We start from the raw sequence: 20,112 nt of genomic DNA on the forward strand, positions 1-20,112 counted from the left end.
ATTAAGCCTCTCCTTTCTGTGTCATCATTGATCCAAGTGTATATTTATCGGTATTTCTTCCATCTACGATTCCTGTAACCTTACCACCGCAAAGAACAAGGATCCTGTCGCAAAGTTCAACAAGAACATCCAGATCTTCTCCTACAAAGAGTACCGCTGCTCCACGTTTCTTTTGCTGGTTGATAAGATCATAGATCTGGTAGGAAGAACTGATGTCAAGACCTCTTACCGCATATGCTGTCATAAGTACCTTAGGCCTTGAAGATATCTCTCTTCCAACAAGAACCTTTTGTACATTTCCGCCAGATAAAAGTCGTACTGGTGTGTCGATACTTGGAGTTGCTACCTGAAGCTTATCTACAACCTTCCTCGCAAGTTCTCTAGGCTGTTTTTTCTCAGTAAAGAATCTTGACTTACCGTTTCTATAGGACCTGAGCATCATATTATCAGCAAGATTCATGTTTCCAACAAGTCCCATTCCAAGTCTATCTTCAGGAACAAATGAAAGCTTTACGCCAAGTTCAGATATCTCTCTTGGAGATTTACCAAGAAGTTCCTCTGTCCTTCCATCCTGATGGATATATGTGATCTTTCCCTCTTTAACAATCTCAAGACCTGCAATTGCACGGAGAAGTTCCTTTTGTCCACAGCCTGATATTCCTGCAATACCAAGAATTTCTCCTGTATTAGCAGTAAAAGAAACATCATCAAGCTTAACTAATCCCTCTTCGTCAACAACAGTAAGATTCTCTACTGTGATGCGAGGCTTAGGATCTACTGGTTCAGGTCTTTCAATATTAAGAGAAACAGAATGGCCTACCATCATGTCAGTCATCTCCTGAGCATTGGTCTTGCTTGTCTTCATGTCATTAATGAATTCTCCATGACGCAGAACTGCAACTCTGTCAGATATGCTCTGTACCTCGTTTAGCTTGTGAGTAATGATAACTATGGATTTTCCATCATGTTTCATGTTGCGCATGACATTAAAAAGTTTCTCGGTTTCCTGAGGTGTCAGTACGGCTGTAGGTTCATCCAATATTAAAATGTCTGCTCCCCTATAAAGTACCTTAACGATCTCGACTGTCTGCTTTTCAGAAACGGACATATCATATATCTTCTTTTTGGTATTGATCTCGAATCCGTATTTGTCGCAGATCTCTTTTATCCTTTTCTCAGCCTCTTTTATATTAAGCTTACCTTCAAGACCAAGAATAATATTCTCTGTCGCATTAAATACATCAATAAGCTTAAAGTGCTGATGAACCATTCCTATTCCCAGATCAAAAGCATCTCTAGGAGAGCGGATAACAGCCTCTTTGCCGTTTATGATTATCTGACCGGCATCAGGATAATAGATTCCCGCAAGCATATTCATAAGAGTGGTCTTTCCACTTCCATTCTCACCAAGAAGAGATAATATCTCGCCCTTGTAAACATCGAGATTAACATTACTATTTGCCGTTACATCACCAAAAGACTTTGTAATGCCACGAAGCGATATGGCTACTTCCCTATTTTCCACAATTATCACCTTTCAAAATTTCTTTATAGACTAAAAATAGGAAATCTTTGTGAGCACAGAATTATCTGTGCTTCTACAAAGATTTCCTCAAATTACATAATGTAATAATTAATATGCAGTATCAAGAAGTGAAATTCCGTCGATCTGTAAATCGAAGTAAGGAGCTGAACGGAATTCTGAACCAGACTCTGCAAAGTAACCATCAGTGATAACTTCTGTATCAGCTGTGTAATCAGCATCTGTATCAACATCAGCCATGTATGATGTAAGTGTCTCACCGTTTACAGTAAATGTAGTTGTATCAAATACATGAAGTGTTCCTGCATTCATAGCCTTCTCAGCCTCTGCAATTGCATCAGCTGTACCCTCTGCTGCAGCATCTCCAAGGTCTGTAAGAACAACTGAACCTGTCTCAAGTGTTCCAACCCAGTCAGTATCAATTGCTTTTCCATTTGCTACAGAGTCGATGATGTATGCAAAATATGGAGCCCAATCAATTCTTGAAGAAACAATGAATGTGTTAGGGCAAGCAGATGCTGTGCTTCCGTTGTAAGATACATCAGGTACACCAGCCTTTTCACATGCTGTAGGAGCACCCATTGAATCAGCGTGCTGTGAAAGAAGTACGCAGCCATCTTCGATAAGCTTGTTAGCGCCTTCCTTTTCAGCTGTCTCATCATACCAAGAACCTGTGAAAGTTACTTCCATTGTAGCTGATGGGCAAACTGAACGTGCGCCAAGGAAGAATGATGTATAACCTGAGATAACCTCTGCATATGTGTAAGCACCAACATAGCCAATCTTTGTCTGGTCTTCTGTGATCTCACCATTTGCGATCATCTCATTAAGCTTCATTCCTGCAGCGATACCTGCAAGATAACGTCCCTCATAGATCGTAGCAAAAGCGTTGTGATAGTTTGAAAGATTCTCAGTATGTGCCTTTGTACCTGTTGCATGGCAGAACTGAACTTCAGGATATTCCTTAGCTGCCTCGATCATGTAATCCTCATGACCAAAAGAATCTGCAAATACAATATCGCAACCTGCATCTGCAAGCTCACATGCAGCCTCATAGCACTCCTGTCCCTCAGGAATATTTGTCTTGAACATATATTCAACACCTGCAGCCTTGCAAGCCTCTGTAGCACCGTTGATAAAGTTAAGATCGTATGTTGAATTCTCATCGTGTAAGAAAATAAATCCAACCTTTACGTCTGATGCAGCTGTCTGCTCTGCACCTTCTGTTTCAGTAGCCTCAGATGCTGTCTCTGCTTCTTTTTCTGTTCCAGTCTCGTTTGAGCAAGCAACAAGTGACATTACCATTGTTGCAGCAAGAACTGCTGACAATACCTTTTTAATCTTTTTCATCTCATCCTCCTATTTTGTTACCGTGCACAGGTCATTTGTAAGGATGAATATTCTAGTCTTTTTAGCAAAATAAAAAGGCGTAGAACTTAAGTTTCTACGCCTATCTGTTTTGATATCTTCAACAATTAATATAATAAACTATTGTATATGCATCAAACACTCGATAGTCCGGTAATTTACGGTAACCGGGTAGAAACATCAAATCCATATCATTTGACCTATATCGATAAAATACCCGCTTATATTAGCAAAGTAACATCAAGATTACAAGCTTTTTTTAATCTTTTTAATAGCAAATTTTGACTAGTTTTCAATTTACACAAATTCCCTCACAAAAAGGGAGCGACATCGCCGCTCCCACAACAAGTCCACACCCTCACGCAAGTTTCCAGTTATCTGACTGCATCTGCATTGAGATCATATGACTGTATATTCCGTTTTCTTCTTTTAATTTCTTAGGACTACCGAATTCTGCAACCTTGCCGTTTTTGAGAACTACAATCTTGTCGGCGCCATCTACAGTACGCATGCGGTGGGCAATGATGAGAACTGTCTTGTCCTTGATAAGCTCGCTGATAGCTTCCTGGATAACTGACTCGTTATCAACATCAAGGGAAGCTGTAGCTTCGTCCATGAGGATAATAGGCGCATCCTTAAGGAACGCTCTTGCGATAGATATTCTCTGACGCTCGCCGCCTGAAAGCTCTGAACCATTTTCTCCAATGAGAGTGTTGTAACCCTCAGGAAGCTTATCAATAAATTCCTCGCAGTGGGCAAGTCTTGCTGCTGCCCTGACTTCCTCATCCGTTGCATCTTTTCTTCCTATCCTGATATTCTCAAGGACCGTGTTATTAAACAGTGTTACATCCTGGAACACTATTGAATACATAGACAAAAGAGTCTCCGGATCAATCTGACTTACATCCATGCCACCAACTGTAATACGGCCACTCTTAATATCCCAGAATCTTGCTGCAAGTCTAGAAACTGTAGTTTTACCGCCACCAGATGGACCAATAAGAGCTGTAACTTCGCCCTGCTTGGCTACAAAGCTAACGTCACTAAGTACTGTCTCGCCGTCATCATAAGCAAACTTAACATTCTGAAACTCAATGTCATAGCCGTTATTAGAAAGCTTCTCAATTCCAACCTGCTCATCATGTGACAAGATCTCATCCATTCTCTCGCACTGAGTATCTGTAGCAATAAGAGCTGAGAAGTTCTGAAGTGCGATCTGAAGAGGCTCATACATTCTAGATACCACCAACAGGAACATGAAGAATGTAACTATGTTGATGTCTCCTTTTATCAAAAGAGCTGAACCAACGATAGCCACAGTACCAATTCCGAATTTAAGGATCATCTGAGCATTGCACACAAAGGCTGCATTCAAAAACTCTGAAAAGATATTGTGCTCTTCTACAGCCTTGATCTTTTGGTTAAGACCTTCTAAGTATGTATCCTGTGCATTATATGCCTTAAGGTCGCGAACTGTCTCAAGTGCTTCCTGAATACCATCAAGGCAGGCAACCTTGTATCTGTTACCTCTTCTGTTGACCTTGTGCATTACATTTCTAGATGTAAATACAATGATAAAAGAAACAGGAAGTACCCAAACTGCTGCAAGAGCCATTCTGGGTTCATAAAAGAAAAGACTGATAACAACAAGTGTTGTTGCTATAAAAGCTCCAACCAGCTCAGGAAGCCAGTGAGAAGAAGCTGTCTCTATCATGGCACAGTCAGCCATTATAGTATTTGTAAGGTCAGCCAGATCTTTTTTACCAAAAAATGAAAGAGGGATCCTTCTAAGCTTCTCAGCAAGTGAACGCCTTCTGACACCACTTTCTACATATGTAGAAAAGAAAGTTGCGTTGTACTGAAGGTATTCTGTTCCAGCAATAGCAAGTAAGCATACGATAGTTCCAATTACATATATCATGATATGAGACTTTGGAAGTTCTCTATTAAATAGATCACAGGTCAAAAAATAAAGAAGTCCAACCGGCATCATCTGAGCAAAATTTGCTAATGTGCATGCTCCGATAGCCTTTATCATATCCTTGGCTCCCTGCTCAGAGAGCGCGTATTTGTGCTGCATTTTTTCTATTATACTCATGCTCCCTTACCTACCTTCCAATTAACTGATTTCTGATACTCATTCCACATGTGGCTGTAGATGCCAGATCTAGCAATAAGTTCTTCGTGCTTGCCTGATTCAGCAATCTTACCATCTGTCAGAACACAGATCTTGTCTGCATCAACTACTGTAGATAAGCGGTGAGCGATCATGATGACCGTCTTATCCTTTGAAAGATTTGCAAAAGCCTTCTGAACCATAACCTCATTGTCAGGATCAGCAAAAGCTGTAGCCTCATCAAGGATCAAGATAGGCGCATTTTTAAGGAAAGCTCTTGCAATTGATATTCTCTGAGCTTCGCCGCCAGATACGTATGTGCCCTTGCTTCCTATCATAGTATTGATTCCCTCAGGAAGCTTTTCTATGATATCCCAGCACATGGCATCTTTAAGTGCCTTCACTACTTCTTCATCAGTAGCATCAGGTCTACCCATTCTGACATTGTCTAAGATAGACATCTTAAGTAGCTTGCTATCCTGGAATACATAAGAAACCTGTCTCATAAGTTCATCGCTGGCAATATCCTTTACATCCACTCCGCCGATCTTAATGCTTCCCTTATTAACATCCCAGAATCTTGCGATAAGTGAAGCAAGTGTAGTCTTACCGCCACCGGAAGGTCCCACAAATGCCACATGATCACCAGGATTTATCTCAAGAGATATGCCGTCTATAGCATTACTCTTTTTCTCATCATAGGTAAAAGAGATATCTTCTATGCTAATGCTACTATCCTTAGGAACCTTGGGAGATGTAGTCTCTGCAAGAGGTGCCTTATCAAGAATAGAGTACATTCTGCCAAGGGCATCTTTTACTATCATCTCGCTCTCACCTGCATAGGCAACCTTCATAAGGGTGATAGTCAGAAGTGGTGTAATGATCAGGTAAAAGAGAATGTTATAAAGAAAGGTATTTGTCACACCTCCTCTAGTAAAGATGAAGCTACATACAATAAGAGCTGCAAATACAGCATTGGCTGCAGTTGTGAAAAGAACCATTGGAATTCTCATAAGAACTGTGTATTTGATGGTCCACTCTTCGTACTTATCAATAGCTTCTTTAAATCTCTTAAAAGAAAATACTGACTGTCCAAAGGTCTTTACAACAGGAATACCTCTTACATACTCAACTGCCTCAGCCGACATCTCATCAAGGGCATTCTGATATTCCTTCATGTCGTTCTGAAGCTTTTCTCCCATCATGCCGCCCATGGCAAGGAATGCAAGAACAGCTGGAATAAGGCAGATAAGGCCAATTCTCCAGTCAAATATAAGAAGCATTGCTATAAGACCTACAGGTGTAGCATAGCTAACTGCCTTATCAGGAAGGCTGTGAGCAAGGAAGGTCTCTGTTGCAGCAGTTGAATCTGCTACTACCTTTCTGATCTTGCCGCTTCCTTCTGTCTCGATGTATCCAAGTGGAAGCTTCATGATATGCTGCATCAAGGATACTCTCATATTGGTCTGTACTCTAAATGCAGCCACATGTGAACACATAAGAGCTGCGATATAAACAAAGTAAGCTAAAACACTCATTCCTACAGCTTTCCATCCGTAGGATACGATATGTGTAGCCTTGCTAAAATCAGGCGCAACCTCTACTACTTCCCTTATGATGCACCAGATAAAGTAAAATGGCGCAAGGGATAATAACGCACTTATTGCAGCCAGTATCCAGGAACTGATAGTAAAATACTTGTGATTTCCTGCATACTTAAACAGCTGCGGTATAACACTTTTCTTCTTTTCTCCCATTTTCTCCTCCCGCCTCAGTTGGCTTTTTATTTGTTAGCTATTGCTAACTTCAATACATAATGATAACACTTTACGTTGTTGCCAACTAACAATTTTTCTCAATAAAAATGAGCCCTAGGGACGGAGGTTGCGGCTCATTTTTGTAAAAGTGAGTCACACACTGCATCCCTAGAACTCAATACTTTTGGAAAATGAGCCGCAACCTCCGTCCCTAGGGCTCATTTCGGCTACATCAGAATATCTGCTTCTTCACGTCCTCTTTGGTTGCAAAAGGTCCAGGAATTACGTCTGCACCTCTGTGCTCTCCAAGATAGTCAACGTTAAAGGTAATTGGTGTTCCATCAGCATTCTCGTACTTTTGCTGAGGCTCAAAGGCTTTACCCAAGACTTCAGTATCGATCATATCTACCTTGAAATCCTTAAGTACATCATAGATGTTAGTATCAAGGAAGTACCCTCCATCCTTTTCAACTACATCTATATAGACTTTTCCAGACTCATCAGTAAAAGAGTTCTTTTCCTTTGCCCAAGCCTTGGCGCCTTCAAAGTAGGCATTTCCATCAATCCAGACAGGGAGATGTGCAAAGTGGAACTGGTCATGCTTCATCATATTTGGATATGGATCATCAAGGTCAAACTGAGGAAGCCACTCATCATAAGTTGGATACTCATCAAAGCAGTATGTTCCAACCTTTCTATTCTCTGTGTACTTCTTGTCTGGCTCTGAGTCATTCAAAAGAACCAGGTCGTCAGAAGGCCACTTCTGGATAAAGATATTGTTGTAAATGCGGTCATCACCATGAAGGATAGTCATAAAGCCCATTACTTCTGTTCTATGAGGCATATGGTATGGTGTGTATCTCCAAGTTGTACCATCTCCTACCATGGTAAAAGAGCCAGCGCAGAGATTATGTACCATTGCTACGCCCTGAGTTGCTATACGAAGCGAAACATCTGAAAGCAAAATGTTGTTATCAATAAGTGTTGGTCCATGGCTTACTTCTACGAAGATATCCTGGCAGGTCATACCGCCTTTAAGCTGCTTTGCAAAGGCTGGTCTTTCATTGTCATGTAAAAGATTCTGTGTGATCCTTGTACCCTGTGCTTCCCAATCGCACCAGATTCCCATTGTGCAGTGGTGAATGTGATTGCGGCGCATAACTACGTCAATAGCTGCGTGCATCTTGATACCTGCGATCTCAGCTCCGCCAAGCTCCATCATATTGTTGATATGATGAATGTGGTTATCCTCGATAATACTAAATACTCCGCCCATACGTCCGATAATACCGCCCTGCTCACAGTGGTGGATATTATTGCGACGAATGATATGTCCGCCGATTTTTTCTTTTAACCAGCCATAGTACTGACCGCGGCATACAGAGTCTCTCTCCATCTGAGTAGGGCTCTTTAAATGCTCTGTTGTATAGTAGTTGCTGTTCTCTGGATCATAGTAACGTCCAACACAGATTCCTGCGCACTTACTGCCCCAGATCTCACAGTCTTCAATGATCCAGCCTTTACTCCAATGTGGACTTATCATTCCATCCTGATAAGCTGCTGGTGGAGCCCATGTTGTAGCTGCCTTATTGATATTAAAGCCGCTAACTGTAATGAATCCTACCCCTTCTTTTTCTGGCATGAAGCACTCACGCCTAACTGTGATCTCAACATTTTCCTTATTAGGATCTGCTCCACCAAAGTTTGCATAAAATACTGTTTCGTTCTTCTCTTTATCCTGCTCCGCATACCACTTTCTAGTAGACTTCTCAGGAACCCATGAGCACTCATAAACTTCTGCTTTGATACACTCATCAACGCTCTGACCCTCATAAAGAGCTTCATCATTAAGCCATACGCAGCCTGTGTGCTTGTTTGGTGTTGCAAAATACCAGTCGCCATAAACAAGTGTTGTATATGGATTGTATTCACCAAAGATGCTGTTCTTTACTCTAGTTTTCCACACATCACCTTCATGTTTTTCCCAAGAGCTGACCTTCTCAGCGCCTGTGATAATTGCACCAAGTGGCTTTTCGCTTCTATATACTATTCTGTTTTCTTCTGTTCCTGCATTTACTGGATTTACATACTCTCTGTAAACACCAGGAGCAACTACTATCTCATCCCCTGGTAATGCAATTTTTGCTGCTTCATTTATTCTTCTGAAAGGCAGCTGTTTACTTCCATTTCCATCGTGTTTTGCGTTAACGTCTACGTAAATTGTCATAAATACCTTCTTTCTGCTGTCTGTTTAGCCCTTAACCGCACCTGCCATCATACCTTTTACCAGCTTGTCCTGGAATATGATGAAAAGAGAGATCATAGGAAGCACCGAGAGTGTCAAAACTGCTAAGATTATAGGAATATCAAGTGAATGCTCACCCTTGAACTGACCAAGCGCAAGTGGAAGTGTCTTTTTTGAAGGAGTAATGATAAGTGTATTTGCAAAAGCAAACTCATTCCACATTGCTACGCCGTTATATATTGCCAGTGTTGATAATCCAGACTTTGAAAGTGGAAGGATCATCCTAAAGAAGTTCTGATAGCGATTGCATCCATCAATTTCTGCTGATTCCTCTATCTCTCTTGGAATAGTCTTCATAAATGCTGTAAGGATAAATACAGACATTGGAAGTGCGAAAGCTACATATGGTCCAATAAGAGCCTTAAGTGAATCATAGATTCCTATATTTGTTGTAAGTTTGAAGATAGGAATAAGTGTAACATGCATTGGTACTGACATCATGGCAACTATAGTCGCATAGATGAATGGATTAAGCTTAAAGTTCATTCTTGCAAGTGGATAGGCTGCAAAAGCTGAAATAATAAGCATAAGTACCAAAGAAATACCAACTACCACTACGCTTCTAAAAAAGAATCCAAAGAAGCCATGAGTTACAACTTCTACATAGTTCATAAAATACCAAGGATCTGGTAAATGGAATACACCCTGCTGAAGCATATCGAACTGTTTACGGAAGGAATTGATCAGCATAAAGAAAAATGGTGTAAGTGTAAGCACTAACTGTATAAGTGCAAATATAAAAGCAATTGTCCAAGCAATCCTAGATTTGATCTTGGACTTTCTATATTCATTTTCAATTGTAGTATCCTGATTATTGTCTAAAGCTACCATATTCTGTTCACTTTCATGTGTGATTATCATTAGTAATCCTCCTTAACCTTGAATACTTTGTTAAAGAGCAGTGCTATAGCTGTGATCAGAACGAACATTCCTGCTGCTACGCACGAACCATATCCCATGTTAAACTGCTGGAACGACAGCTTGTACATATATGTAGCCATGAGCTCTGTGGAGCCTGAAGGGCCACCCTGAGTCATATTCCAGATCATATCGAAATACTTAAGAGATCCAATAAGTGACATAGTGCATGCAGTCTTAAAGATTGGTCCCAAAAGAGGTATAGCAATGTGGCGGATATACTGGCCTCTTGTAGCGCCATCTATGATAGCTGCCTCATATATGGAAGTATCGATATTTCCGTAACCGGCAATGAAATATACCATATAGAAAGGTGTAAACTGCCATGCCATTACCCCAATAACTGTAAATAAAGCGTTTGGAGATGTTCCAAGAAGATCGACGGTAGTTCTTTTACCATTTATAAGTGTTGCAAGAGATGAAATGATACCTCCATTAGTTGCAAGTGCGTATATAAAAAGAAACGCGATTGCAACAGAACTCATAAGATATGGTAAAAACCAGATGATCTTAAAGATATTAAACTTCTTGCCACCTGCATCAAGGAAAGTTGCAAGTAGCATTCCAATAGGAATCTGTAAAAGAATAGAGAAAACCATTACAGTCAGATTATGTCTGAAGGATTTCCAGAACATCTCGTCGTGTATAAGTGTTTTCCAGTTTTCAAAACCTATAAATATTCTATCCGTAGATATACCATTCCATTTGTAGCCACTTATGGCAAATGTATCTATTACAGGATATACGATAAATATTGCTATCAGCAAAAGCGCTGGCAACAGGAACACAGTTGCTGCCTTGGCTGTACTCTTTGCTTTTGCCTGAGCAAGCCCTTCTTTTTTACCTTTACTCACATTAGCTCCTTCCCTGCCGCCTATAAGACGAAACATTCTCAACTAGTGATTATGAAAAACCGCCCGCAGGAAGCTCTATATCCTGCGAGCAGTTATTTTCTATAAGACTACAGTAAAGACGTTCCCCTTCGTCTTACTGTTCGGCTATTGCCTTCTGCATTGCTGCATCTTCTTCCGCACCAATCTCTTCTGGAGTCTTTTCAAGACCAAAGAGTTCTGTCATGCAGTTCTTGTGAACTTCTGTAACAGATGCTGGAAGGTACTGGTCATACCAAAGCTGTACGTTTGATGCGCTAAAGAATACGTTTGCTACAACCTTATCGTTAGGGTCATCAACAGTATCAGCACCGTAGCCCTTGATTGAAGGGATTGCACCTACTGCAACCTGCATCTGATTATATGTATCATCGTTGTAGTACTGAGTTGCAAGAACGTAGCAAGCATCAAGCTTCTCCTGGTCGATAGAACCATCTTCCTTGAAGCAGTTGAATGAGAATCCGTTACCAATAGCTGTTCCGATCTCAACGTTCTGAGGAACACCAGCTGCCTTAGCTTCTGTATCCTCTGGGAAACGGAATACACCGATGTTCTGTGTGTACCACTCTTCATTGTCGTTCTTCATTCCTGAAGACTGCCATGAACCATGAAGCATCATTGCTGCAGAGCCATCATACATAAGTGCTCTATCCTGGTTGTCATCTGCTGTAAGAGAGTTAACACCATCTGGGAAATATCCCTTTCTTACCCAATCCTGAATCTTCTCAGCTGCATAGATGAATGCTGGGCTGTTAAAAGAGCCACCATTTTCCTGTGTATAAGCTGCATCGAATTCAGCATTTCCTGAGTGACGAGCTACAAGATACATGTAGTACATTGAACCTGTCCACTTAGAAGCATTTGCAAGTGAGAATGGAATGTAGCCTGCTGCCTTAAGCTTTTCGCAAGCTGCCTCAAGTTCGTCGATAGTTTCAGGAACTTCGATTCCCTGCTCAGCAAAGATTGTCTTGTTATAGTAGATATCACATCCAGAAAGTCCACCGAAAGGAATAGCAAGAAGCTTTCCATCATATGAAGACTGAGCTATAGCAGCATCAATAAATTCAGGGTGATCATATTTTGCATACATATCTGTGATATCGATCGCATGACCTGACTTGTAATACTCAGCCATAGGACCGCCGCCCCAGTGCATGTACATATCAGGACACTGTCCTGAACTCATAGCAACAACAAGCTGCTGCTTGTAGTTATCATTCTGCTGATGAACCTGAGTAACCTTGATGTTAGGATAATCAGCCATGAATCTCTGAACTGCTGCTTCCTGTGTTGATTTTCCAGGATCATCTGTAGCGATATCCCAAAGAAGAATCTCTAAAGGCTCTGTTGTAAGAGTTGGAAGATTCTTTCCATCTGTCTGCTTACCTGTTGAAGCACTAGCAGTATCTGTTGTTGTCTCTGTTGTTTCTGTCTTTGTTTCAGATGATTTGCTATCAGATGTTCCTGATGCAGGCGCTGAACTTGATCCGCAGCCAGCAAGTGTTGTTACAGCAAGTACTGACGCAAACAAAACAGCCAAAAATTTGTTTTTCATACCGTATCCTCCTAATAAAATACCTTGTTTTTGTACAGTCTGAGAATATCCTTGTTTCGAAACAATTGGATCATCATTTGTTAATACAACTTTATAATGATTCATATTTTTTGGCTTGTGCAAAGTTGCTAATAACCATACCATAATTGCTATTTTGATATGCATATTATTAATGTTTTTTTTGATTTATATTGCTTTTTACATCAAAATGTCGGTTTTTATTGCTTTTATCAAGCAAGAATATGTTATAATTTACATCAATCTTCAGAATACATTTATTGCTATTAGGCAATATGTATTTTACCCATAGCAATTTTTAACCTATTTAGCATCTCTATAATTACTTCAGGAGAATATACAGAATATGAGAAGCGACTTAGACCTTGCAGCATGCGCAAAAGAAAACATTCAGCACAAAGTTGGCACCAACCTTAGGATGTTCATCAACAGGCTCCACACTGACTTTCCGCCCCACTGGCACAATGACGTTGAGATCATATGGCCAAAAGAGGCCCCTTACAAGGTAGTATGCTCCAATCAGACCTATGATGTAGAGATAGATGATATACTCCTCATCTGCCCAGCGGTTCTACATGAGATCTTTTCCCCTACTCCTGGATCACGGATCTACATTCAGGCAGATTTTTCTGGCATTATTTCGTTAAAAGAAATAGACAAAGCCTTTCGACTCATGTCTCCAGCCTTACATATAAAGAAAAAGACCTGTCCTCCAGAAATATATAGTAAGGTCTGCGATTATCTAAATAAGATCATGGAGCTTTACTTTGGCTCTGCTCCACCTATTCGATTAAGAGATGGGGAAAAAGACGATGAAAATGTTGTTTTATTTTCTGAGCTTCCTCTATATGGTGAACTTGAGATTTATTCTATCCTTTTGGAATTTATCGCTTTCTGCTGCAAGAACATAAGCACCTTTAGAGAGTCAGATTCTGTCTCTGTTTCATCAGCTTATAAGAACACTATCTCACTTAGTAATGTGTGCTCTTATATCTCAGAACATTTTGCCGAGAATATAAGTCTTGAAAGCATCGCAACTTATGCTGGTTTTAGTAAGTATCACTTTGAAAGGATCTTCAGCGAATACGCCGGAATGACCTTCTACCAGTATCTGCAGCAGATGCGTATTAACTATGCTCAGACTCTTTTATCTAATCCTGAGCTTTCTATTACTGATATATCTTTTCAGGCAGGCTTTGCAAGTTGCACTGCATTTACAAGAGCCTTCAAAAAAAGTACCGGGTACCCGCCCTCACAATTTAGAATGTTAAATGAGGCCAAGCACCCGCTTACTGCAAATCCTTATTTTGCTAAAACTTAAACTTCCATAAGCTCATGATATATCTGATGATCTTCTTTTGAAAAATGCACGAAGGTAACTTCCATATCGTAGCCTTCATTTTCTTTAAGCCACTCTTTTACCGTGGTAATAGCAATCTTAGCTGCCTCTTTCTTTGGATAGCCATAGACTCCTGTAGATATGCCTGAAAACGCTAGGCTATGAAGATTATTAGATTTAGCAACCTCTAAGCTGTTATAGTAGCAATTCCTAAGATCTTCTGGATCTGATGGTTTTCCGCTGTAGATAGGACCAACTGTATGGATCACGTGCCCAGCTGGTAGGTTATAGCCCTTTGTGATCTTGGCTTCACCTGTTCTGCAGCCATTAAGAGTTCTGCACTCAGCTAAGAGCTCTGGTCCTGCTGCCCTATGAATAGCTCCATCAACGCCACCTCCACCAAGTAGTGAACTGTTGGCTGCGTTTACGATAGCATCTACATGAAGAACAGTTATATCACCAACATAATATTTTATTCTATCCATATTAGTTACTCGCATGCTCCTTCGAAATTAGTACATTTTTCAAATCCTAATACTCATTTTCCATTAAATTAGAAATAGTTTCAAGTTTAGCACCCGCAAGTTAAGAGACTGCATTTTGACAAAAGTATATAAGAGTATATAATTAATTTGAAAGTATATAAGAGTATATAAAAGTATATAAGCTTTTTAAAAGTATATAGAAGTATATAAGAGTATATAGGAGGTGCTTGATACATGGAAAGAAACCCCTTCGTTCTTAATTTTGGCAAAGTTCCAAAACAATATATCAGTAGAGAATTTCTCATAGATGAAATAGTTCAGGATATGACCGAAGACGATTCTCAGAATAACTGCTTTATGCTAACAGGTACCAGAGGAAGTGGCAAAACCGTTACCATGACCGCAATAGAGCAAAAAATATCTGAATCTGATGACTGGATAGTTGTCAGACTTAACGCTGAGCGCAATATGCTTGAAAGTCTTGTTGCCAAGCTCTATGACAGCAGAGAATTCATGACTAAATTCGTAGATGCAAATCTAAATCTTTCAAAATTTGGAATTGGTCTTAATATAAGTACCAAATCTCCTGTTGCTGACATAGAATCTGCTCTCGAATTGTTGATAAAAGAAATAAAGAGAAAAAAGAAAAAGCTTCTTGTATCAGTTGATGAAGTATCAGACACCGTTTACATGAGAGAATTCGTAAGTAGTTTTCAGATTCTTATAAGAGAAAATCTTCCTGTCTTTTTACTTATGGCAGGACTTTATGAAAATATCAGTGACTTAAAGGATGAAAAAAATCTTACCTTCTTGTACAGAACTCCTCAATATGAGATGGAACCATTAAATCTCACCCTTATAGCTGATAGGTATTCTACTCTGTTTGGCATTTCAAGAGAGAAGGCAATGGATATGGCCATTATCACAAAAGGTTATCCTTTTGCTTATCAGGCTCTTGGAAAATACATTTGGGATGAAAAAGATCACGAGATCACTGATTCAGTAATGCTTAAGTTTGATGATGCATTAAGCCACTATGTATATAAAAAGATGTGGTCTGAACTATCAGAAAAAGATAAGTGGTTCATGTCTTTTATAGTAAAAAAAGAATCTATGCCTGTATCAGAACTGCTTGAAATCACAGGTCAAAAGAAAAATGAATTTTCGCAGTACCGCGAACGCTTAAGAGACAAGGGTCTTATTGATGTATCTGCCAGAGGAATTATCAAATATAAACTCCCTAGATTCGATACTTTCGTAAACAATATGCAGATGGAAATATAATAGTAAAAACCTCAGATGTTTTAGCATCTGAGGTTTTCTTATCTCATTACTTACAAACATGGAATGCATTCATTCCAGGATATACTGCACTGTCTCCAAGCATCTCTTCGATTCTAAGGAGCTGATTGTACTTGGCAACACGCTCTGAACGGCTAGGTGCACCTGTCTTGATCTGGCATGTGTTAAGAGCAACTGCAAGATCTGCGATAGTTGTATCAGCTGTCTCACCTGAGCGATGTGATGAAATAGCTGTGTAGCCGGCATTATGAGCCATCTTGATAGCTTCAAGTGTTTCTGATACTGAACCGATCTGATTGAGCTTGATAAGGATTGAATTACCTGCGCCAAGCTTGATACCCTTGCTAAGACGCTCAGTGTTTGTTACAAAGAGGTCATCTCCAACAAGCTGAACCTTGTTACCAATCTTTGCTGTAATCTTCTGCCAGCCTTCCCAATCCTCTTCATCAAGACCATCTTCGATAGAAATGATTGGATATTTATCTACAAGGCTCTCCCAATGAGCAATAAGCTCGTCTGATGTAAACTCTTTTCCTGACTTAGGCTGCTTATAGAAGCCCTTTCCTTTTTCACTCTTCCACTCTGATGCAGCTGCATCCATGGCGATCATGAAGTCTTTTCCTGGTTCAAAGCCTGCTGCCTTGATAGCTTCCAGGATCTTCTCGATAGCCTCTTCATCGCTCTTTAACTGATTAGGAGCAAATCCTCCCTCGTCACCAACAGCTGTAACGTCTCCCATGTCCTTGATTAGCTTTTTGAGGTTGTGGAAAACTTCTGCACACCAGCGAAGAGCTTCTTTGAATGATGGTGCTCCAACAGGCATGATCATGAACTCCTGTGTATCTACTGCGCTATCAGCGTGTGCTCCACCATTTAAGATATTCATCATAGGTACAGGAAGTCTGTTTCCTGAAACGCCGCCAAGGAATCTGTATAAAGGAATCTCTAAAGCCTTTGAAGCAGCTCTAGCTGTAGCAATTGAAACTGCAAGGATAGCATTTGCTCCAAGCTTTGACTTATCCTTTGTTCCATCAGCCTTGATCATAGCCGCATCAACAGCATATGTATCTGATGCATCAAGTCCAACGATTGCATCACTGATAACTGTGTTGATGTTTTCTACTGCCTTTGTTACGCCCTTTCCAAGGTATCTGTTCTTGTCACCATCTCTAAGCTCAAGAGCCTCAAACTCGCCAGTAGAAGCTCCGCTAGGTGCAGTACCTGTAGCTACTGTTCCATCTACAAGTGTAACCTCTGCCTCAACTGTAGGATTTCCTCTTGAATCAAGGATTTCTCTTCCTACAACCTTTTCAATTTCCAAGTAATTCATTTCTAATGCTCCTTTCGTTATTAAACACAGAATTCCTCTTCTCATAACTGGTTCATAGGTCCGTTATAAAAAGAGGAATTCACATGATTTACTCAACATGTTAGCTTCTGCTAACAATGTTTATTCTATATTACTGAATTTCCAACGTCAATGCTTCTTCATGACTTGTTTTCTCAATAGTGTATTAGCTCCAACAAAAAAGATAACTAAGATAGCAACTGCTACTAACGTAGCTACTATTGGGAAATTCTTGGCATCATCTGCTGGTGTTACAACTGCGTCAGCAAGTGGAGTTTCTGATTCTGTGATTTCTTTATCTGAAGTTTCTACAGTTTCCTTCTTTTCAACGCTGTTATCGTTATCTGAAGCATCATCCACTTTTTCCTCTGACTTATCAGAGGTATCGATTGCAGGCGCTTTAGCAGAAGTTGTATGAATTGTTTTATTACTTGCCATGTCATTCTTAGCAACCTGAGCTATATTTTCTCCCCTATTCTCTCCAAGAACAGAAGCCTTAGCAGTGTTTGTAGGAGTGGTCACATTATTACCTATAGTATTACTATGACCATTATCTGAATTGCTACTATCTGAACGCTCCGTACTCTCTGAGTTGCCGCTTCCATCTGCTTTATTTGAAGTATCATTTGAAGTATCTGAAGATTTATTCTGAGAAGCATCCTTCTTTTCAGTGTTCTCAGTCTTATTCGTATTCTCTTTTACCTCAGGTGCAGAAAGCTTGCCCTCATCAAAATATGCGCTCACAACAGGAATAGTACTCTCATCACCTGTTCCGTGCCAGTACTTATCGCTGGTCTCACCTGTCGCTTTACCACTGACCATTGTAACATCTGACCTTGTTGAAACCAGAACATTTCCCTGAACTGTCTTATTCACAGTATCAAAGCTTGAACCACCTTCAACGTACACATTCTTAACATCCACAGAGCCATTTCCCGAAATCGCTGCGCCGCCTCCAAGAAGTGACCTGTCGCCTGTGATATTCATTCCAAAGCCGCCAACAGCAATAAGATTACCATCGCCTTGTATGAGACCGCCATTCATAACTACTGCATCTCCGCCCTTAGCTGTAAGATGTGACTCACCACCGCCATAAACTGCAACACTTGAACCAGCTGGAATATTAAGCGTTCCATTTACCTTTAGTCCTGACTGTCCATAAGAGCCGTTAGGAGCTTCGCTTGCAAGAATGTAAACATCTCCTTTGACATTTACATTTCCATCAACTACAACGACTGGCTCCTGATTTCTTCTATTCATATCATCTCTTACCGAGTAATTAGTCTTTGAGATGATCCTTGCATTTTCGATGGTTGCGCCATCTTTTAATCTGATCTGTCCATTTACTGTTGATCCGTAGATAAAAGAGCCTTTTCCACCGTAGCCTGAATAGTCACTAGAGAAGGTTCCGCCATTTTCTACTTCAACAATTCCCTCTAAGGTGGACTGTCTGATAGTAAGCTTACCACCGCCCTGAACAATGATCTTAACGCCGCTATGAACTCTTACATTTACAAGGGTAAGGTCGCAGCCATCAGGAACTATAAGTGTCTGCTTTGGCTCATCTCCATTAGTAAGTGAGATGATCTCTCCAACTTCTGAATATGTTCCCATTGTATGTGAACCAAACCATGCCTTTATCTCTTTTGGAACTACGACTGTGTCCTCGCCAAACTCTTCAAGATACCATGGATCCTGGTCATAGATATATTTACCATCTGCTGTCTTGGTGCAATTTTCCAAAGTAAGCTTGTCGGCAAGCTTCTCATGCTGAGAGTTTACCTTGAAATCTACAGAATTACTTGTAGCAGTTCTTCCTTCGTTATCTGTAAATACTACATATACCTTATAGGTCCCTTCTTTTTTAGGTGTTCCCTGTAAGACCACGTCACCTGTAAAGATGTTATAGCCGGCTGTAATACCTTCACAGTCTGGCTCGATTACTATCTTTGTTTTAGTTGGATCTTCGTTTACCTTAATAGCGCCTTCTTCTTTATTGTAGAAGCTAAGCTCATGCCAATCAGATTCGCTTACGTCCTCAGCTTTTTCTACATTCTCTACAAGTGCTGCCTGAAGCTTTACAGAGTTTGTCTGCTCTGGCATGTAAGATACTGTTGTAGCACTTGATACAGCATCAATATCCTCTTCTCCAACCATCTTGGATTCAAAGGCACCTACAAGTCTAATATAGAGTGTCTTGATAACTGGTGTCTCTTCATTACCACCTTCGCTATCTTCTTTTACATCAAAAGTCTCTATCTCATATGTATTTCCAAACCATCCCTGATCAGTTGTAGTCTTTTTTACGCCCAATTTGATAGTCTGATCTGCTGCTACTAGTGTTACAACATTCTCTCCCTCTGCAAAGTCAGATGGATAGAAATAGATTCCGTTACCGCTCTTGATATATGTTCCTACATTGTTATTTCCGTAGTAACTGTAGTTAGGCTCATAGAAAATCTCTTTTTCCCCAACTGTTACCTTAAGTCCCGCCTGTACTACGCTATAGAGCTCATCTCCTGTACAGTTAAAAGAAATAACGATTGCTCCGCCAGAAAGTGAAACATCACTAACTTTAAGCTCTGCCTTGTCTGATTCCACTGGGGTCTCAGGTTCTGTTGGCTCACTTGGATTTGTAGGTTCTGTTGGCTCTTCAGGCTGTTCTGGATCTTCCTGATCATCAGATACTACCTCTATTTCAAAAACCTCATCATCCTTGTACCATCCCCAGTAATCCTCTGCATGCATTGTAACAGTAACTTTACCAGCCGCTACTGCTTTGATGTCTGCACTTGTGATGGAACTATAGGAATCTCCGTCATCAGTATCTGTAATCTCTACGATACCTTCCTGATCCATGCTCCACTCAACTGTTCTGCCATTATAGGCATAGTTACTGGAACATTTAAGTGTTACCGTATCCCCTACGCTTAGCTGAGTACTTCCTCCATTTTGAAGTTCTCCTAAGTCTGCGGCTTTAACCATTTTCCCTGGTACGATCATAGTTGCAACGACTACGACCGCACTGATCAAAGCCAGGATTTTCTTCCCCACTGTCCTTACTTTTCTCATAGCATTCCCCTTTAATGTTTATTACTACTGCCTAAATGACCGATAGTCAGCAGTCCTAGTTAGTATATGCTAACATGTCAACGCAGACAACATGGG

13 protein-coding genes and 1 riboswitch are annotated in these 20,112 nt (G+C 40.4%); of the genes, 2 read left to right on the top strand and 11 right to left on the bottom strand.

From position 1 onward, the window contains the following. Position 1 precedes the first annotated feature (1 nt). The 8 genes from BLS24_RS13350 to BLS24_RS13385 all read right to left on the bottom strand — a co-directional run bounded on the left by BLS24_RS13350 (position 2) and on the right by BLS24_RS13385 (position 12,452). Positions 2–1,534: an ABC transporter ATP-binding protein gene (locus tag BLS24_RS13350; protein WP_091760156.1), complete on the bottom strand. Its 1,533-nt coding sequence runs from the start codon at positions 1,532–1,534 to the stop codon at positions 2–4. 99 nt (positions 1,535–1,633) lie between these two features. Beyond that, positions 1,634–2,893, bottom strand: coding sequence for a BMP family ABC transporter substrate-binding protein (locus BLS24_RS13355; protein ID WP_072700060.1), 1,260 nt, complete (start codon positions 2,891–2,893; stop codon positions 1,634–1,636). A gap of 144 nt (positions 2,894–3,037) precedes the next feature. Further along, positions 3,038–3,139: riboswitch (purine riboswitch) on the bottom strand. Between the two features lie 130 nt (positions 3,140–3,269). Beyond that, positions 3,270–5,003, bottom strand: coding sequence for an ABC transporter ATP-binding protein (locus BLS24_RS13360; RefSeq protein ID WP_091760209.1), 1,734 nt, complete (start codon positions 5,001–5,003; stop codon positions 3,270–3,272). Between the two features lie 2 nt (positions 5,004–5,005). Then, complete coding sequence (locus tag BLS24_RS13365; protein ID WP_091760159.1) at positions 5,006–6,784, bottom strand: ABC transporter ATP-binding protein; 1,779 nt, start codon at positions 6,782–6,784, stop codon at positions 5,006–5,008. A gap of 232 nt (positions 6,785–7,016) precedes the next feature. Continuing rightward, complete coding sequence (locus tag BLS24_RS13370) at positions 7,017–9,011, bottom strand: right-handed parallel beta-helix repeat-containing protein (RefSeq protein WP_091760163.1); 1,995 nt, start codon at positions 9,009–9,011, stop codon at positions 7,017–7,019. A 24-nt stretch (positions 9,012–9,035) separates the two neighbouring features. Continuing rightward, the gene (locus BLS24_RS13375; protein WP_242872308.1) at positions 9,036–9,950 is read right to left on the bottom strand and encodes a carbohydrate ABC transporter permease; all 915 of its coding nucleotides are present in this window, start codon (positions 9,948–9,950) and stop codon (positions 9,036–9,038) included. Beyond that, positions 9,950–10,861, bottom strand: a complete 912-nt coding sequence (locus tag BLS24_RS13380) for a carbohydrate ABC transporter permease (RefSeq protein WP_242872309.1) — start codon at positions 10,859–10,861, stop codon at positions 9,950–9,952. The genes BLS24_RS13375 and BLS24_RS13380 overlap by 1 nt, the downstream gene beginning before the upstream one ends. A 133-nt stretch (positions 10,862–10,994) precedes the next feature. After that, complete coding sequence (locus tag BLS24_RS13385; protein ID WP_176764441.1) at positions 10,995–12,452, bottom strand: extracellular solute-binding protein; 1,458 nt, start codon at positions 12,450–12,452, stop codon at positions 10,995–10,997. A 364-nt stretch (positions 12,453–12,816) separates the two neighbouring features. Between BLS24_RS13385 and BLS24_RS13390 the strand changes: the two genes are divergently transcribed. Then, the gene (locus BLS24_RS13390; RefSeq protein ID WP_091760173.1) at positions 12,817–13,791 is read left to right on the top strand and encodes a helix-turn-helix transcriptional regulator; all 975 of its coding nucleotides are present in this window, start codon (positions 12,817–12,819) and stop codon (positions 13,789–13,791) included. Here the strand turns inward: BLS24_RS13390 and BLS24_RS13395 are convergent. After that, positions 13,788–14,294 (bottom strand): O-acetyl-ADP-ribose deacetylase, encoded by a 507-nt coding sequence (locus BLS24_RS13395; protein WP_091760176.1) that lies wholly within the window; start codon positions 14,292–14,294, stop codon positions 13,788–13,790. The genes BLS24_RS13390 and BLS24_RS13395 overlap by 4 nt on opposite strands. Before the next feature lie 234 nt (positions 14,295–14,528). Here BLS24_RS13395 and BLS24_RS13400 point away from each other — a divergent pair, with 234 nt between their 5' ends. Continuing rightward, complete coding sequence (locus BLS24_RS13400) at positions 14,529–15,578, top strand: ATP-binding protein (protein ID WP_091760179.1); 1,050 nt, start codon at positions 14,529–14,531, stop codon at positions 15,576–15,578. A gap of 46 nt (positions 15,579–15,624) precedes the next feature. Here the strand turns inward: BLS24_RS13400 and eno are convergent, their stop codons facing one another. Beyond that, complete coding sequence (gene eno / locus BLS24_RS13405; protein WP_091760183.1) at positions 15,625–16,926, bottom strand: phosphopyruvate hydratase; 1,302 nt, start codon at positions 16,924–16,926, stop codon at positions 15,625–15,627. Positions 16,927–17,073: 147 nt separating this feature from the next. Next, on the bottom strand, positions 17,074–20,016 hold the full coding sequence (locus tag BLS24_RS13410; protein WP_091760186.1) for a hypothetical protein: 2,943 nt from the start codon (positions 20,014–20,016) through the stop codon (positions 17,074–17,076). Positions 20,017–20,112: the final 96 nt, after the last annotated feature.

The sequence above is a fragment of the Butyrivibrio sp. INlla18 genome (genome assembly GCF_900103635.1).
GTDB lineage: Bacteria > Bacillota > Clostridia > Lachnospirales > Lachnospiraceae > Butyrivibrio.

Bases quoted from the DNA above. Each gene is read 5' to 3' on its own strand.
- BLS24_RS13390 (WP_091760173.1), top strand. From the start codon at position 12,817: ATGAGAAGCGACTTAGACCTTGCAGCATGCGCAAAAGAAAACATTCAG.
- BLS24_RS13400 (WP_091760179.1), top strand. From the start codon at position 14,529: ATGGAAAGAAACCCCTTCGTTCTTAATTTTGGCAAAGTTCCAAAACAA.
- BLS24_RS13355 (WP_072700060.1), bottom strand. From the start codon at position 2,893: ATGAAAAAGATTAAAAAGGTATTGTCAGCAGTTCTTGCTGCAACAATG.
- BLS24_RS13385 (WP_176764441.1), bottom strand. From the start codon at position 12,452: ATGAAAAACAAATTTTTGGCTGTTTTGTTTGCGTCAGTACTTGCTGTA.
- BLS24_RS13375 (WP_242872308.1), bottom strand. From the start codon at position 9,950: ATGATAATCACACATGAAAGTGAACAGAATATGGTAGCTTTAGACAAT.
- eno (WP_091760183.1), bottom strand. From the start codon at position 16,926: ATGAATTACTTGGAAATTGAAAAGGTTGTAGGAAGAGAAATCCTTGAT.
- BLS24_RS13365 (WP_091760159.1), bottom strand. From the start codon at position 6,784: ATGGGAGAAAAGAAGAAAAGTGTTATACCGCAGCTGTTTAAGTATGCA.
- BLS24_RS13395 (WP_091760176.1), bottom strand. From the start codon at position 14,294: ATGGATAGAATAAAATATTATGTTGGTGATATAACTGTTCTTCATGTA.
- BLS24_RS13370 (WP_091760163.1), bottom strand. From the start codon at position 9,011: ATGACAATTTACGTAGACGTTAACGCAAAACACGATGGAAATGGAAGT.
- BLS24_RS13410 (WP_091760186.1), bottom strand. From the start codon at position 20,016: ATGAGAAAAGTAAGGACAGTGGGGAAGAAAATCCTGGCTTTGATCAGT.